The sequence below is a fragment of the Burkholderia sp. PAMC 28687 genome (assembly GCF_001577465.1).
In the GTDB taxonomy this organism is placed as follows: domain Bacteria; phylum Pseudomonadota; class Gammaproteobacteria; order Burkholderiales; family Burkholderiaceae; genus Caballeronia.
The window spans coordinates 2,219,218-2,233,793 of the sequence record NZ_CP014505.1; the positions used below are offsets into that span (position 1 = coordinate 2,219,218).

11 protein-coding genes are annotated in these 14,576 nt (G+C 60.6%); 7 read left to right on the forward strand and 4 right to left on the reverse strand.

Features of this window, described 5'->3' with window-relative positions:
* Positions 1-96: 96 nt before the first annotated feature.
* Both AX768_RS10290 and galU read left to right on the forward strand, forming a co-directional pair.
* The gene (locus AX768_RS10290; RefSeq protein ID WP_061999870.1) at positions 97-2,967 is read left to right on the forward strand and encodes a valine--tRNA ligase; all 2,871 of its coding nucleotides are present in this window, start codon (positions 97-99) and stop codon (positions 2,965-2,967) included.
* Between the two features lie 199 nt (positions 2,968-3,166).
* On the forward strand, positions 3,167-4,048 hold the full coding sequence (gene galU / locus AX768_RS10295; RefSeq protein ID WP_061999871.1) for a UTP--glucose-1-phosphate uridylyltransferase GalU: 882 nt from the start codon (positions 3,167-3,169) through the stop codon (positions 4,046-4,048).
* A gap of 88 nt (positions 4,049-4,136) precedes the next feature.
* Here galU and AX768_RS10300 read toward each other — a convergent pair whose 3' ends face one another.
* The 4 genes from AX768_RS10300 to AX768_RS10315 are packed head-to-tail and all read right to left on the reverse strand — an operon-like array spanning position 4,137 to position 7,323.
* Positions 4,137-4,364 carry a sulfurtransferase TusA family protein gene (locus tag AX768_RS10300; RefSeq protein WP_031360613.1) on the reverse strand — a complete coding sequence of 76 codons (228 nt, stop codon included), beginning with the start codon at positions 4,362-4,364 and terminating at the stop codon, positions 4,137-4,139.
* 55 nt (positions 4,365-4,419) lie between these two features.
* Positions 4,420-5,439 (reverse strand): Gfo/Idh/MocA family oxidoreductase, encoded by a 1,020-nt coding sequence (locus AX768_RS10305; RefSeq protein ID WP_061999872.1) that lies wholly within the window; start codon positions 5,437-5,439, stop codon positions 4,420-4,422.
* Complete coding sequence (gene iolG, locus AX768_RS10310; protein WP_061999873.1) at positions 5,436-6,434, reverse strand: inositol 2-dehydrogenase; 999 nt, start codon at positions 6,432-6,434, stop codon at positions 5,436-5,438. The genes AX768_RS10305 and iolG overlap by 4 nt, the downstream gene beginning before the upstream one ends.
* Positions 6,424-7,323 (reverse strand): MurR/RpiR family transcriptional regulator, encoded by a 900-nt coding sequence (locus AX768_RS10315; RefSeq protein ID WP_061999874.1) that lies wholly within the window; start codon positions 7,321-7,323, stop codon positions 6,424-6,426. The genes iolG and AX768_RS10315 overlap by 11 nt, the downstream gene beginning before the upstream one ends.
* 211 nt (positions 7,324-7,534) lie before the next feature.
* On the opposite strand from AX768_RS10315, the gene AX768_RS10320 reads away from it, so the two are divergent.
* The 5 genes from AX768_RS10320 to iolD all read left to right on the forward strand — a co-directional run bounded on the left by AX768_RS10320 (position 7,535) and on the right by iolD (position 14,575).
* Entirely contained in the window at positions 7,535-8,587 is a 1,053-nt protein-coding gene (locus AX768_RS10320) for a sugar ABC transporter substrate-binding protein (RefSeq protein WP_061999875.1), read from the forward strand.
* Positions 8,588-8,711: 124 nt separating this feature from the next.
* Entirely contained in the window at positions 8,712-9,875 is a 1,164-nt protein-coding gene (locus tag AX768_RS10325) for an ABC transporter permease (RefSeq protein WP_062000923.1), read from the forward strand.
* A gap of 11 nt (positions 9,876-9,886) precedes the next feature.
* A complete protein-coding gene (locus AX768_RS10330; protein ID WP_062167146.1) occupies positions 9,887-10,678 on the forward strand; it encodes an ATP-binding cassette domain-containing protein in 792 nt (263 codons plus the stop codon).
* A 43-nt stretch (positions 10,679-10,721) separates the two neighbouring features.
* Positions 10,722-12,716 carry a bifunctional 5-dehydro-2-deoxygluconokinase/5-dehydro-2-deoxyphosphogluconate aldolase gene (locus tag AX768_RS10335; RefSeq protein ID WP_061999877.1) on the forward strand — a complete coding sequence of 665 codons (1,995 nt, stop codon included), beginning with the start codon at positions 10,722-10,724 and terminating at the stop codon, positions 12,714-12,716.
* Positions 12,656-14,575 carry a 3D-(3,5/4)-trihydroxycyclohexane-1,2-dione acylhydrolase (decyclizing) gene (gene iolD, locus AX768_RS10340; protein ID WP_061999878.1) on the forward strand — a complete coding sequence of 640 codons (1,920 nt, stop codon included), beginning with the start codon at positions 12,656-12,658 and terminating at the stop codon, positions 14,573-14,575. The genes AX768_RS10335 and iolD overlap by 61 nt, the downstream gene beginning before the upstream one ends.
* Position 14,576 lies beyond the last annotated feature (1 nt).

Genomic DNA, 14,576 nt, shown 5'->3' on the forward strand with positions numbered 1-14,576 from the left:
TAAATCGGCTGCAGGTTCGGTAAGACCTTATAATTCACCGATGTCGCTGGTCGACCCCCGCTTCTTTTTTACGCAATTTTCGGCAGATCCCACCCCATGAGTGACAACACGCTTGCGAAGAGTTTCGAGCCCCAAAACATCGAGTCCCACTGGGGACCCGAATGGGAAAAGCGCGGGTACGCCGCGCCGAGCCTCGACGAAGGAAAAAAAGACTTCTCGATCCAGCTCCCGCCGCCAAACGTCACCGGCACACTGCACATGGGTCATGCGTTCAACCAGACCATCATGGACAGCCTCACGCGGTATCACCGCATGCTCGGCGAAAACACCCTGTGGCTGCCGGGCACGGACCACGCGGGCATTGCCACGCAGATCGTGGTCGAGCGCCAGCTCGACGCCAAGGGCATCTCGCGCCATGACCTCGGCCGCGAGGAATTCCTGAAACGCGTCTGGGAATGGAAACAGCAGTCGGGCTCGACCATTACGGGGCAAGTGCGCCGACTGGGCGCGTCCATCGACTGGTCGCGGGAATATTTCACGATGGACGACAAGATGTCGACCGCCGTGCAGGATGTTTTCGTCACGCTCTACAAGCAGGGCCTGATTTATCGTGGAAAGCGGCTGGTGAACTGGGATCCGGTGCTGGGCACGGCTGTGTCGGATCTTGAAGTGGTGAGCGAGGAGGAAGCCGGCAATCTGTGGCACATCAACTACCCGCTGACGGACGGCTCGGGACACCTGACAGTTGCCACCACGCGCCCGGAAACCATGCTCGGCGACACCGCCGTGATGGTCCATCCGGAAGACGAGCGTTACGCGCATCTCATTGGCAAGACGGTCACCTTGCCGTTGTCGGGCCGTGAAGTTCCGGTGATCGCGGACGACTATGTGGATCGCGAGTTTGGAACCGGCGTGGTCAAGGTCACGCCGGCGCACGATTTCAACGACTATCAGGTGGGCTTGCGTCACAAGCTGCCCATGATCGAAATCCTCACGCTCGACGCAAAAATCAACGACAACGCGCCGGAAAAATATCGCGGTCTGGATCGTTTCGATGCCCGCAAGCAGGTCGTGGCCGATCTCGACGCGCTCGGCGCGCTTGAATCGGTCAAGCCGCACACGCTGATGGTGCCGCGCGGCGACCGTACCAGCGTGGTGATCGAATCCATGCTGACGGACCAGTGGTTCGTGGCCATGAGCAAACCGGCGCCGGAAGGCACGTTCCATCCGGGCAAATCGATCGCGGAAACGGCGCTCGATGTGGTCCGCAGCGGCGAAATCAAGTTCGTGCCGGAAAACTGGTCGAACACGTATTACCAGTGGCTTGAAAATATCCAGGACTGGTGTATTTCTCGCCAGCTCTGGTGGGGCCATCAAATCCCCGCGTGGTACGGTGAGAACGGCGAAATCTTCGTCGCCAAGACGGAAGCCGAGGCGCGCGCGGAAGCCTCCCAAAACGGCTATACCGGCACGCTACGACGCGACGAAGATGTGCTCGACACCTGGTTCTCGTCCGCGCTGGTGCCGTTTTCGTCGCTTGGATGGCCGAACGAAACGCCGGAACTGAAGCACTTCCTGCCGTCGTCGGTGCTAGTGACGGGGTTCGACATCATCTTCTTCTGGGTTGCCCGGATGGTGATGATGACCACGCACTTCACGGGCAAGATCCCGTTCGACACGGTCTACGTCCACGGCCTCGTGCGCGACGCGGAAGGCCAGAAGATGTCGAAGAGCAAGGGCAACACGCTCGACCCCATCGACATTGTCGACGGAATCGATCTGGAAACGCTCGTCGCCAAGCGTATTACCGGCCTGATGAATCCGAAGCAGGCCGAGAAAATCGAGAAAAAGACCCGCAAGGAATTCCCGAACGGAATTCAGCCGTTTGGCACGGATGCCTTGCGCTTCACCATGGCGTCCATGGCCACTCTCGGTCGCAACGTGAATTTTGATCTGGCAAGGTGCGAGGGATACCGTAATTTTTGCAATAAGTTGTGGAACGCTACACGGTTTGTGCTGATGAACACCGAAGGCCACGATTGTGGTTTCGGCAAACCGGAAGAATGCGAAGCGGGCGAGTGCGGCCCGGGCGGCTATCTGCATTTTTCGCAGGCGGACTTCTGGATCGTCTCGCTGCTGCAGCGTGTGGAAGCGGAGGTCGAGAAGGGTTTCGCCGATTACCGGTTCGATAACGTGGCAAGCGCCATCTACAAATTCGTCTGGGACGAGTACTGCGACTGGTATCTCGAACTGGCGAAGGTACAGATCCAAAACGGCCTGCCCGAGCAGCAGCGCGCGACACGCCGGACCCTGCTGCGCGTGCTGGAAACCGTGCTGCGTCTGGCTCACCCGATCATTCCGTTCATCACGGAAGCCTTGTGGCAGAAGGTTGCGCCGCTGACCGACCTGTATCCGCAGGCGGGCAATGGCAGCGAAACGGCATCGATCATGATCCAGCGCTATCCGCAGGCGCAACCGTCGAAAATCGACGAATCTTCAGAACAGTGGGCGGCCGAACTGAAAGGAGTCATCGATGCATGTCGTAATCTGCGCGGCGAGATGAATTTGTCACCGGCAGTGAAAGTGCCGCTGCTGGCAACGGGCGACGAAGCGCAGTTGAAGTCGTTCGCGCCTTATGTCCAGGCACTGGCGCGTTTGTCGGAGGTAAAGATCATTACCGACGAAAATGCGCTCGACGCAGAGGCAAGTGGCGCGCCAGTTGCTATTGTAGGATCGAACAAGCTGGTGCTTAAGGTCGAGATCGATGTCGCCGCTGAACGCGAACGCCTCACGAAGGAAGTCGATCGGCTGACACAGGAAATCGGCAAGGCGCGCGTCAAGCTGGAAAACGAAAGTTTTGTAGCCCGTGCGCCGGCCGCGGTGGTTGAACAGGAACGCAAGCGGCTTGCCGAATTCGAGTCGACGGCTGACAAGCTGAAAGCGCAGCTTTCACGGTTGCCGGCGTAAACTTCATTCAGACGCGGCGGTCAGACCTGGAAACTAACCTATAGCTTGTTCCGTCTATAGCAAAGTGCAGTTTGACGCTGGAAGAATTCACTCGTCGCACTTTTTTATTCACGGATCAACCTGCATCATGGCAGTGGCTCTCGGGCGCACGAAATTCAGGCTTGACGTTTAAACACGATAAGAGGATCAGGGTCATCAAATGCTAAAAGTTACGAAAGCGGTTTTCCCGGTTGCGGGTCTCGGTACCCGGTTCCTCCCCGCAACCAAGGCCAGCCCGAAGGAAATGCTGCCTGTGGTCGACAAGCCGCTGATTCAGTACGCGGTCGAAGAGGCAATGGCAGCCGGCATTACGGAAATGATCTTTGTGACGGGGCGCAGCAAGCGCGCCATTGAAGATCACTTCGACAAGTCGTATGAGATCGAGGCCGAACTGGAAGCGCGCGGCAAGCAGAAGCTGCTCGATCTGGTCCGCAGCATCAAGCCGAGCCATGTGGACTGTTTCTACGTGCGTCAGGCCGAAGCGCTCGGTCTTGGGCACGCGGTGCTGTGCGCCGAAAAGCTGGTGGGCGACAACCCGTTTGCCGTCATCCTCGCCGATGACTTGTTGTACGGCACGCCACCGGTCATGACGCAGATGATCGAAGTGTTCGACCACTATCACAGCTCGGTAATCGGCGTAGAAGAGATCCCGGCTCAGGATTCGAAGTCGTATGGTGTTATCGACGGGAAAGAGTGGGAAGACAATATTTTCAAACTGTCGGGCATCGTGGAAAAGCCGGAACCGGCTGCGGCGCCGTCGAATCTCGGCGTAGTCGGCCGTTACGTGCTGAAGCCGCGCGTTTTCGACCATATCCGCGCGTTGAAGCCGGGTGCCGGCGGTGAACTGCAACTGACGGACGCGATCCAGTCGCTCCTCGCGGACGAACAAGTGCTCGCGTACAAGTATCACGGCACGCGTTTCGACTGCGGCAGCAAGCTCGGTTATCTGAAGGCGACGGTGGAATTCGCGCTGCGTCACCCGGAAGTTGCCGCCGACTTCCAGGAATACCTGGATACGCGCTCGCCGCATTTGGTTGGATAAGTCTAGATTCGGGCGCCCGTCGTGGCGCTTTGAAAATAAAAATGCCCATGATCTTCGTCATGGGCATTTTTTCATCCGGCTGACCTGCCTAACGCCGCCGCATCAAAAAAGTGAAGACCTTGTCGTGCGAGGTCGATTCCACCAGTTCATTGCCGGTCTGCTTCGAGAACGCGGCAAAGTCACGTTGGGAACCCGGATCGGTTGCAAGGACCTTTAGAATCTGACCGCTTTGCATGTCGGACAGCGCCTTCTTCGCCCGCAAGATGGGCAGCGGACACATGAGCCCGCGCGCATCGACTTCCTTGTGCACTTCCATCGAATGAGCCTTGTTCGAATCTGCTTTTCGTAAGAGTCCGATTTTACCCCACTGCCTAAAAATTCACCGCTTCTCCCTTGGCCAGGGATTCCCTCATCGCGATGCCGATGCGCGTGGCTTCCCGCGCGTCTTCAAGCGTGAGGCCCGTCGCGGGGCCACCGTTGAGCGACGCCACGAACGCCTCGGCCTCGTTCAGGAACGCGTGTTCGAAGCGCTCGAAGAACGTCGGCGTACATTCGTTGCGAATGCCCGTGGCATCGAAAATTTCCACGCGATTCAACCGCGGGTTGTTCCCCACCGATAACGCCCCGCCCGTTCCCACGACTTCCGTTTGCGTATCGTGGCCATGCGCACTGGTCCGCGATGCATGGAAAACGGCCATGCGTCCGCCCTCGAACTCGCAGATGGCAACGCCGTTATCAATGTCGCCACACTCAGCGAGGCCTTCGTGGATGGCAATCGTGCCGCTTGCAAACACGCGCGTGACGCGCGGATTGCCGAGCATCCAGCGCGCCAGGTCGATGTCGTGGACGCTGCAATCGAGGAACAAGCCGCCCGATGTCGGCGCGAAACGCACGAAGAAGCCATCGGGATCGTTTTTATCGACAGTTTGCGAACGGACCATGAACGGCCGGCCGATCGCGCCCTCGCGGACCTTGTTGAAGGCATCGCGATAACTGGCGTCGAAGCGGCGCACGAAACCGATCATGACCTGCAGATCAGGAAACCGTGCGCTTTCTTCGATAACGCGGTCGCACTGCGCCAGGTCCAGCGACAACGGCTTCTCGCAGAACACGTGTTTGCCGGCCCGTAATGCCGCGATGATCTGGTCGGCATGAAGCGACGTAGGCGTAACGAGCCAGACGGCATCAATCGATGTGTCCTGCAGCAACGACTCGTAGTCGTCGTAGAGCGCGAGTTCGGGCAGGTTTTCCACCGCCCATTCACGTTCAGCCGCGACCGGGCTGCACGCGCCCGCGAGCGTCGCGCCGGGCACATGCCACGCGAGATTGCGCGCATGGCGTTGACCAAGCCGCCCCAGTCCGGCAATGCCGATCCGCACCGGCGCTTTCATGCCGCGCCCAGCTTGATGATCGTTCCTTCACGCCATGAACGCGTGGCGGCATCGGCGAGTTCGAGCGCTTTCAGGCCGTCCGCGACCGTCGTGCGCACGGGTTTGCCTTCCTGGACGGCATCGAAGAAATGGGCGATCTCCAGCGCGTACGCCGCGCGGTATCGCTCGAGGAAAAATGCCTCGGGGACATCGTTCGATACCGCCGTCTTCGAGTACGCGGTGACTTCGGTGGGACGGACATTGCCCGCCTGCAGCATGCCTTTGCTGCCGAGCAATTCGAAGCGCTGGTCGTAGCCGTACGCCGCGCGCCGCGTCGTGTTGATCTGGCACAAGCGGCCGCGTTTGGTGCGAATGGTGACGGCCGTCGAGTCGATGTCACCCGCATCCGCAATCGCCGGATCGGTCAGGACGCTTCCGGTGGCGTGCAGTGTGTCGGCTTCGTCGTCGAGCATCCAGCGGAAGATATCGAAGTCGTGGATCAGCATGTCCTTGAAAATGCCGCCCGAATGTTTGATGTAGTCAACGGGCGGCGCCCCCGGGTCGCGACTCGTGACAATCAGCATTTCCGGATCGCCGATTTCACCCGCCTCCACGCGCGCCTTCAACGCAGCGAACGTCGGGTCGAAGCGGCGCTGGAAGCCGATCATGCAGACCACGCCGGCTTTCGCGACGGCATCGGCGCAAGTGCGTGCGCGTTCGAGCGTCAGGTCCACGGGCTTTTCGCAGAACACGTGTTTCTTTTGGGCCGCCGATTTCATGATCAGGTCGGCATGGGTGTCGGTGCTCGAACACACCACGGTCGCGCCGATGGACGCATCGCCCAGCGCGCCTTCCACGTCCGCCACTTGTGCGCCGTGCATCACGGCAAGGGCGGCGGCCGCTTCCTTGTTTACATCGACTACATATTTCAGGCGCACACCCGGCTGTTTCGCCAGATTCGCCGCGTGGATCTTGCCGATCCGCCCTGCTCCGAAAACCGCTACATCAATCGTCATAGCCGCCTGTCTCCCTTGATTCTTCTACATTCAGTTCAAGCCGGTACGCAAGCGCGATGAACAGCGCCTGGCACAGGCAGATCGTGCTCGTGAGCGAGCGGAACGCGAACGCGCTGCCCTCCTTCACGAACAAATGCGCGCTCGCGTGACGCGCGAGCGGCGAAAGCTGGCCATCGGTGATGACCAGCGTCTTGGCGCCGTGATGCTGCGCCGCGCGCACGCAGTACTGCGTCTCCTTGCCGTAGGGCGCGAAGCTGATTGCAATCACCACATCGCCCTTTTTCACGCTGCGAATCTGCTCGCGATACATCCCGCCAAAGCCCGACACGAGATGCACGCGCTTGGCCGTATGCTGCAGCGCGTACACGATATAACTCGCCACCGGAAACGATCTCCGCACGCCGATCACGTAGATGTTCTCGGCGTGCTCCAGCATCTTCACGGCGGCTTCGAACTGTTCGTCGTCGAGACCCGCTTCGAGCTCGGCGAGCCCGCTTTGACTCGCCGCGATGAATTCACGCGCGACCGATCCGCCCGACAACTTGCCGGGCTTTTCATCGATCAGTTTCCTGATGCGCTGCTGGTAGCTTTGCGCGGAACCGTTCTGGCCCGTGTACGCCTGCTTGAAAATCGCCTGTAGGTCGGAGAAGCCGGAAAAACCGAAGCGCTGCGCAAAGCGCACCACCGCCGACGGATGCACGCCGCACGCGCTCGCAATATCGCCAGTGCGATCCATCATCACGTTGCTGCGATGCTGCTCTATATACGTCGCCACGCTTTTGAGCTGGCGCGGAAGTGCGTCGTACGCCTCTGTGATGCGCTGCATCAGCTCGTCGACGGTCTCGGTGTCCGTGGCTGTTTCCTGTGTGTCTGATGTGTCTTCCTGCATGCGGTGCTCGTCATGGATTCCCGTTTCGATGCAACCGATTATAGATACCTCCCGGAACAAATGGAATGAATTTTCCAAACGTCGGGTAGTTAAACTTCCTATTGCATAGCGCTCAGACTTGTCCTAATCTTGGTCGTGAGCAAGGGGACGTGAGCGCTGTCCATCGCGCCTGATTGCTTATCCAGAAAAACAACCGTGATAGGTGGAGACAATGAGACTTTGCAATGGCCGAGCCGCCCTGCGCGTGCTCGCAGCGGCTGCCGCTTTGTGCGGCGCAGCGGCACTGAGCAGCCAGGCAGCCCACGCGGCTCCCGACGCCCATTTCGTTTTGATCAGCCACGCGCCAGATTCGGACTCATGGTGGAACACGATCAAGAACGCCATCAAACAGGCCGATGAGGACTTCAACGTCGAGACGGATTACCGCAATCCGCCCAACGGCGATCTCGCCGACATGTCGCGGCTGATCGAACAAGCGGCGGCGCGTAACTACGATGGCGTGATCGTGACCATCGCGGACTTCGACGTACTGAAAAGTGCGATGAACAAGGTGACCGCGAAGAAGATTCCGCTCGTCACGATCAACTCGGGCACCGAAGAGCAAAGCGCGCAGCTTGGCGCGATCATGCATATCGGCCAACCTGAATATGTTGCGGGTCACGCGGCTGGCGAGAAGGCCAAGGCCGCAGGCATCAAGTCGTTCCTGTGCGTCAATCACCTGGCGACCAACGTGGTGTCGTTCGATCGCTGCCGTGGTTTCGCCGATGCCATCGGTGTCGACTACAAACCGTCGACTCTCGACTCGGGACAGGACCCGACTGAGATCCAGTCGAAGGTCAGCGCGTACTTGCGCAATCATCCGAACACGCAGGCCATCCTGACGCTCGGACCGACGCCCGCTTCGGCCACATTGAAAGCCGTGCAGCAGATGGGCCTGGAAAAGAAGATCTGGTTTGCGACCTTCGATTTCTCCGATGACATCGCAAAAGCCATCCAAGCCGGCACGATCCAGTTCGCGATCGATCAGCAGCCGTACTTGCAAGGCTATATCCCCGTTGCCGTGCTGGCGATCGTGAAGCATGACAAGACCACCGATCCGGTGAAGATCCGCCAGATCCTGGAAGCGAATCCGAAGTTCAAGGCTCGGCTCGCAACCTACGGACTTCAACCATCCTACGGTCCGAAGAACATCCGTTCAGGACCGGGCTTCATCACGAAGGACAACATCGACAAGGTGTTGAAGTTCGCAGGCCAATACAGGTGATTCATCGCGGACGGCGGTGCAGATCATCCTCGACCTGACTACGCCGTTCGCAGCACCAGCTTTCTCTCAACGCGCCGCCGCCTGCGTCTGTCAGGCGGCTGGCCGCGCGCTTCAAGGAGCCATCATGGGCATAGCCGGCAAGCACGTTCCTCCCCTTTCCAACGCGGCCGATTCATCCAGTGCGCCGGCCACGGCCGCGCCCGCCGATGAACGCGTCAGGCGTCAATCGTGGTTCGGTCATATCCTGAATCGTCCGGAATTCGCGGCGATCTCCGGCGCTGTGCTCGTGTTCATTGTGTTCGGCGTAAGCGCCGGAAGCTCGGGCATGTTCAACCTCGACGGCGTGATGAACTGGTCGCAAGTCGCGGCGTACCTCGGCCTGCTTGCGGTCGGCGCGTGCCTGCTGATGATCGCGGGCGAGTTCGATTTGTCGATTGGCTCGATGATCGGTTTCGCCGGCATGATGGTCGCGATTCCGTCGGTGTATTTCCACTGGCCGTTGTCGGTTGCGATCCTGTTCGCCTTCGTCTGTTCCATGTTGCTAGGCGCATTGAACGGCTATCTGGTCGTGAAGACGCGGTTGCCGTCGTTCATCGTGACGCTCGCGTTCCTGTTCATCTTGCGCGGCTTGACGCTTGCGCTCTCCATTCTCTTTGCCGACCGCACCATCATCTCCGGCGTCGGCGATCTTGCGCAGAACGACTGGCTCGCAAACACCCTGTTTCATGGCGTCGCGTTGCATGGCCTCTTTTCATGGCTCGGGCATATGGGTATCGGCAAATTGCTCGATAGCGGCGAACCGCTCGTGCCCGGTATTCCAAAGGTCATCTTGTGGTGGCTCGCGCTCGCCGCGGTCAGCGCGTTCGTGCTTGCGAAGACGCGTTTCGGCAACTGGATCCTCGCAGTCGGCGGCGATGCAAACGCAGCAAAGAACGTCGGCGTGCCCGTGCGGCGCGTGAAGATTTCATTGTTCGTGCTGACCGCGTTTTGCTCATGCTTGTTCGCCGTGCTGCAAGTTTGCGACATCGGATCCGCTGCCGCCGATCGCGGCCTGCAGAAGGAATTCGAAGCGATCATCGCGGCGGTGATCGGCGGAACGCTGCTGACCGGCGGTTATGGATCGGTGATCGGCGCGTGCTTCGGTGCGCTCATCTTCGGCGTCGTACAGATCGGCATCACGTACACGAACGTCAGCTCCGACTGGTTCCGCGTGTTCCTCGGCGTGATGCTGCTGATCGCCGTGCTGTTCAATCACTACGTGCGTCGTCGCGTTTCACAAGCTCAATGAGGGGAACGGTCATGGCTGAACAAGACACCATTCTCGCGCTCGAAAACGTCAGCAAGTTCTTCGGCCGCGTGATCGCACTCAACGGTGTGACGCTGCGTTTGAAGCGTGGCGAAGTGCACTGCCTGCTCGGCGATAACGGCGCAGGCAAATCCACTCTGATCAAGACGCTTGCCGGGGTTCATACGCCCTCATCGGGCGAATATCTCGTCGATGGCAAACCGGTGCAATTCGGCTCGCCCAAGGAAGCACTCGATATGGGTATCGCGACCGTGTACCAGGATCTCGCGCTCGTACCCTTGTTGTCTGTCGCGCGCAATTTCTTCATGGGCCGCGAGCCGCAGAAAAAGCTCTTCGGTTTGCTCAACGTGATGGATCTGGACCTCGCGGCGGAAACATCAACGGCACGGCTTTCCGAAATGGGGATCAACGTACGCGACGCACATCAACCCATTGGCACCATGTCCGGCGGCGAAAAGCAATGTCTCGCGATCGCGCGGGCGATCCATTTCGGCGCACGCGTGCTGATCCTCGATGAACCCACGGCCGCGCTCGGCGTGAAGCAATCGTTCAACGTGCTGCGCCTGATCCATACGGCGCGCTCGAAAGGCATCTCCGTGATCTTCATCACGCACAACGTGCATCACGCGTACCCCATCGGCGATTCGTTCACGCTGCTCAATCGCGGCCGTTCAATGGGCACGTTCACGAAAGACACGATCACGAAGAACGAAGTCCTCGACATGATGGCGGGCGGCGCCGAGATGCAGCAAATGATGAGCGAACTGGAAGACGCCCCGGCCTGAACCCGGGCTCCTTCGCGGACTTCATCTACTCCAAGGATCGAACATGGCATTGCATTCATCAACCGGATCGCGGTTCGCCGAAGGGCGAACCCGCGACATCGTATGTCTCGGGCGGCTCGCGGTCGATCTCTATGCGCAGCAGGTCGGCGCCAGGCTCGAGGACGTATCGAGCTTTGCGAAATATCTGGGCGGGTCGTCGGCGAATATCGCGTTTGGATGCGCCCGGCTCGGCCTCAGGTCGGCAATGCTCTCGCGCGTCGGCAACGATCACATGGGCCGCTTCCTCACCGAGACGCTGGAACGCGAGGGGTGCGACACGAGTCACGTGCGCATCGATCACGACCGGTTGACGGGACTCGTGCTGCTCGGCATTGAAGATCGCGATACGTTTCCGCTGGTGTTCTATCGCGATGATTGCGCGGACATGGCCGTCGATGAAAACGACTTCGACGAAGCGTTCATTGCTTCATCGAAGGCGCTGTTGATTACCGGCACGCACTTCTCCACCGATCAGGTCAATCGCACGAGCCGCCGCGCGCTCGATTACGCACGTCGCAACCAGGTTCGTACGGTGCTCGATATCGACTACCGGCCGGTGCTATGGGGACTGACCGGCAAGGCCGATGGCGAGACACGCTTCGTCGCCAACGACAATGTCACCGCCCACTTGCAAGGCATCCTGCCGCTGATGGATCTCGTGATCGGCACGGAAGAGGAGTTCCGGATCGCGGGCGGCAAGGACACGCTGATCGATGCGTTGACCGCCGTTCGTTCCGTCACGGACGCAACGCTCGTCGTCAAGCGTGGGCCAATGGGCTGCTCGATCATCGAAGGCGACGTTCCGGTTTCGATGGACGATGCCCCCGTTCACGGCGGCGTCGAAGTCGAAGTGCTGAACGTGCTGGGCGCGGGCGATGCGTTCGCTGCAGGCTTTCTCGCCGGATGGCTGCGCGACGAACCCATGGACGTCTGCGCGCGTACCGCGAACGCGTGCGGCGGGCTGGTTGTATCGCGTCACGGATGCGCGCCCGCCATGCCCACGCCCGCAGAGCTCACTTACTTCCTCGATGCCGCACGCGCCGATCCTTTCCGCATGCGCCGTCCCGACCGCGATGCAACGCTTGCGCGCCTGCACCGCGTGACGCCGGCTCGCAAACAGTGGAACGAAGTGCTTGGGTTCGCCTTCGATCACCGCAACCAGTTTTTCGACCTCGCGCAGCAAACCGGCGCGGACGAAACGCGTATCGCCGAGCTCAAAGGCTTGTTCGTGCAAGCCGTCGCGCAGACGGAAAAGGAGCGCGGACTGGAAGGACGCATCGGCGTGCTGATCGATGACCGCTACGGCCAGGACGCGCTGAACGCAGCAACCGGACGCGGCTGGTGGATCGGGCGTCCGGTGGAGCTGCCCGGCTCCATGCCGCTTGTTTTCGATCACGGCCGCTCGATCGGAACCACGCTTGTCGAGTGGCCGCGCGAGCACGTTGCAAAGTGCCTGGTGCACTATCACCCCGACCATCCACACGATCTCCGCCTCGAACAGGAAGCCCAGATCCGCGCGCTGTACGACGCCGTCCAGGCAAGCGGCCACGAGTTGCTGCTCGAAGTGATCGTGCCGAAGAACGGGCCGCCGATTGCCGAAGATACCGCGCTGCGTTCGTTGAAACGGCTTTACAACCTTGGCATCTATCCCGAGTGGTGGAAGCTCGAACCAATGAGCGCGAAGCAATGGGAAGCCGTCGATGCGTTGATCGCCGAGCGTGACCCCGCGTGTCGCGGCGTCGTGCTGCTGGGTTTGTCGGCGGCGGTGGATCAACTGTGCGAGGGCTTCAAACCGGCGGCTTTATCGAAGACATGCCGTGGGTTTACCGTTGGCCGCACGATCTTCCATGAGCCGAGTCACGCGTGGCTCGCCGGGACCATAGATGACGCTGAACTCGTCGCACGCGTGCGGCGCACGTTCGAAACGCTGATCGATGCATGGACCGAAGCGCGCGCCGCCCGGCACCCGAAAGCCACCGCGCAGGAGCAGGCAGCATGAACAGCACGATCCGTTTGACCACCGCGCAGGCGCTGGTCCGCTATCTCGCCGCGCTGCAGACCGAGGACGGCGAAGCGCTCTTCGGCGGCGTCTTTGCGATCTTCGGGCACGGCAACGTAGCAGGTATGGGCGAGGCCTTGTATGCGCATCGCGAGACTCTGCCCACGTTTCGCGCGCACAACGAGCAGGCGATGGCGCATGCGGCTATTGCCTATGCAAAGGCGAATTTCCGCCGGCGGATGATGGCGGTGACGACCTCCATTGGCCCGGGCGCGACTAACCTCGTGACGGCCGCAGCATTGGCGCACGTGAACCGCTTGCCCGTGCTGTTGCTGCCCGGCGATATCTTCGTGTCCCGTGCGCCCGATCCCGTCCTGCAACAAGTGGAAGACTTCGGCGACGGCAACGTGTCCGCAAACGATACCTTGCGTCCTGTCTCACGTTATTTCGATCGCATCGTGCATCCGGCGCAATTGTTGAGCGCGTTGCCTCGCGCAATCCGCGTGTTGACCGACGCCGCGTTGTGCGGCCCCGTCACGCTCGCGCTGCCGCAAGACGTGCAGGCGATGGCGTACGACTATCCCGCATCGTTCTTCGAGCCGCGTCTGGTTTCGTTTCATGCGCCCTCGCCCATGGCCGATGACATCACCCGCGCGGCCACCGCATTGCGAGCTGCCAAAAGGCCTCTGCTCGTGTCGGGCGGCGGCGTGCTGTACGGCCTCGCGACCGGTGCATTGCGCTCATTCTCGGAACGTCATGGCATTCCTGTCGCCGAAACTCAGGCGGGAAAAGGTGCGCTCGAATGGGATCATCCGCTGAATCTGGGCGGTATCGGCGTGACCGGGTCGGAAGCCGCCAACCAGTTGGCAAGTGATGCCGATTGTGTTCTCGCGGTCGGAACGCGGCTGCAGGATTTCACCACGGGATCGAACACGCTGTTTGCGAAGGCACAGCTTATCGGCATCAATGCCAATGCATTCGATGCCTTGAAACAAGGTGCTTTGGCGGTTGAATCCGATGCACAGCTCGCGCTCGATGCGCTAAGCCGTGCGCTCGGCGACTGGCGTGCATCGCCGCCGTGGACCGTTCGTGCGCACGAACTCGCCGATAGCTGGCGCGCGACCGTCGATCACGTGACGAACGCGCAGCAGATCGACAACGCATTGCCACGTGAAGCCGATGTCATCGGCGCGGTGCAGCGTTCGAGCGTGCAATCGGCGGCCAACGACATCGTGGTCTGTGCAGCCGGAACCCTTCCCGCCGATTTGCAAAAGCTCTGGCGCACGAGCACGCCGGGCGGTTATCACGTCGAATACGGCTACTCGTGCATGGGCTACGAAGTCGCCGGCGCGCTCGGTGCGAAACTCGCGCGTCCCGAGCGCGAAGTGATCGTGATCGTAGGCGACGGCAGCTATCTCATGATGAACAGCGAGCTTGCTACATCGGTGATGCTTGGCGCCAAGATCATTGTCGTGCTGCTCGACAACCGCGGCTACGGTTGCATCAACCGGTTGCAACAAGCTTGCGGCGGCGCACCGTTCAACAATCTGTTGGCCGACAGCCGGCAAGGTCCGGAAGGCGCGCCTGCCATCGACTTCGCCATGCACGCGCGCTCGCTCGGCGCGACCGCCGAACACGTCGCGAATATCGGTGAACTCGAAGCCGCGATGCAACGCGCGCGGGCATCGACAAAATCGTATCTGGTCAGCATCGACACCGACCCGGCGCGCCCGACTGAAGAAGGCGGCTGGTGGTGGGAAGTCGCGGTGCCCGAGGTGTCATCGCGTGAAGCGGTGCGCTCGGCGCGCGCGGACTACGAACACAAACTCACGGCGCGTTCGAAGCGCACGAAGGAATAAC

Bases quoted from the DNA above. Each gene is read 5' to 3' on its own strand.
- AX768_RS10300 (WP_031360613.1), bottom strand. From the start codon at position 4,364: ATGGAAGTGCACAAGGAAGTCGATGCGCGCGGGCTCATGTGTCCGCTG.
- iolG (WP_061999873.1), bottom strand. From the start codon at position 6,434: ATGACGATTGATGTAGCGGTTTTCGGAGCAGGGCGGATCGGCAAGATC.
- AX768_RS10305 (WP_061999872.1), bottom strand. From the start codon at position 5,439: ATGAAAGCGCCGGTGCGGATCGGCATTGCCGGACTGGGGCGGCTTGGT.
- AX768_RS10325 (WP_062000923.1), top strand. From the start codon at position 8,712: ATGGGCATAGCCGGCAAGCACGTTCCTCCCCTTTCCAACGCGGCCGAT.
- AX768_RS10315 (WP_061999874.1), bottom strand. From the start codon at position 7,323: ATGCAGGAAGACACATCAGACACACAGGAAACAGCCACGGACACCGAG.
- iolD (WP_061999878.1), top strand. From the start codon at position 12,656: ATGGACCGAAGCGCGCGCCGCCCGGCACCCGAAAGCCACCGCGCAGGA.
- AX768_RS10335 (WP_061999877.1), top strand. From the start codon at position 10,722: ATGGCATTGCATTCATCAACCGGATCGCGGTTCGCCGAAGGGCGAACC.
- AX768_RS10320 (WP_061999875.1), top strand. From the start codon at position 7,535: ATGAGACTTTGCAATGGCCGAGCCGCCCTGCGCGTGCTCGCAGCGGCT.
- AX768_RS10330 (WP_062167146.1), top strand. From the start codon at position 9,887: ATGGCTGAACAAGACACCATTCTCGCGCTCGAAAACGTCAGCAAGTTC.
- galU (WP_061999871.1), top strand. From the start codon at position 3,167: ATGCTAAAAGTTACGAAAGCGGTTTTCCCGGTTGCGGGTCTCGGTACC.
- AX768_RS10290 (WP_061999870.1), top strand. From the start codon at position 97: ATGAGTGACAACACGCTTGCGAAGAGTTTCGAGCCCCAAAACATCGAG.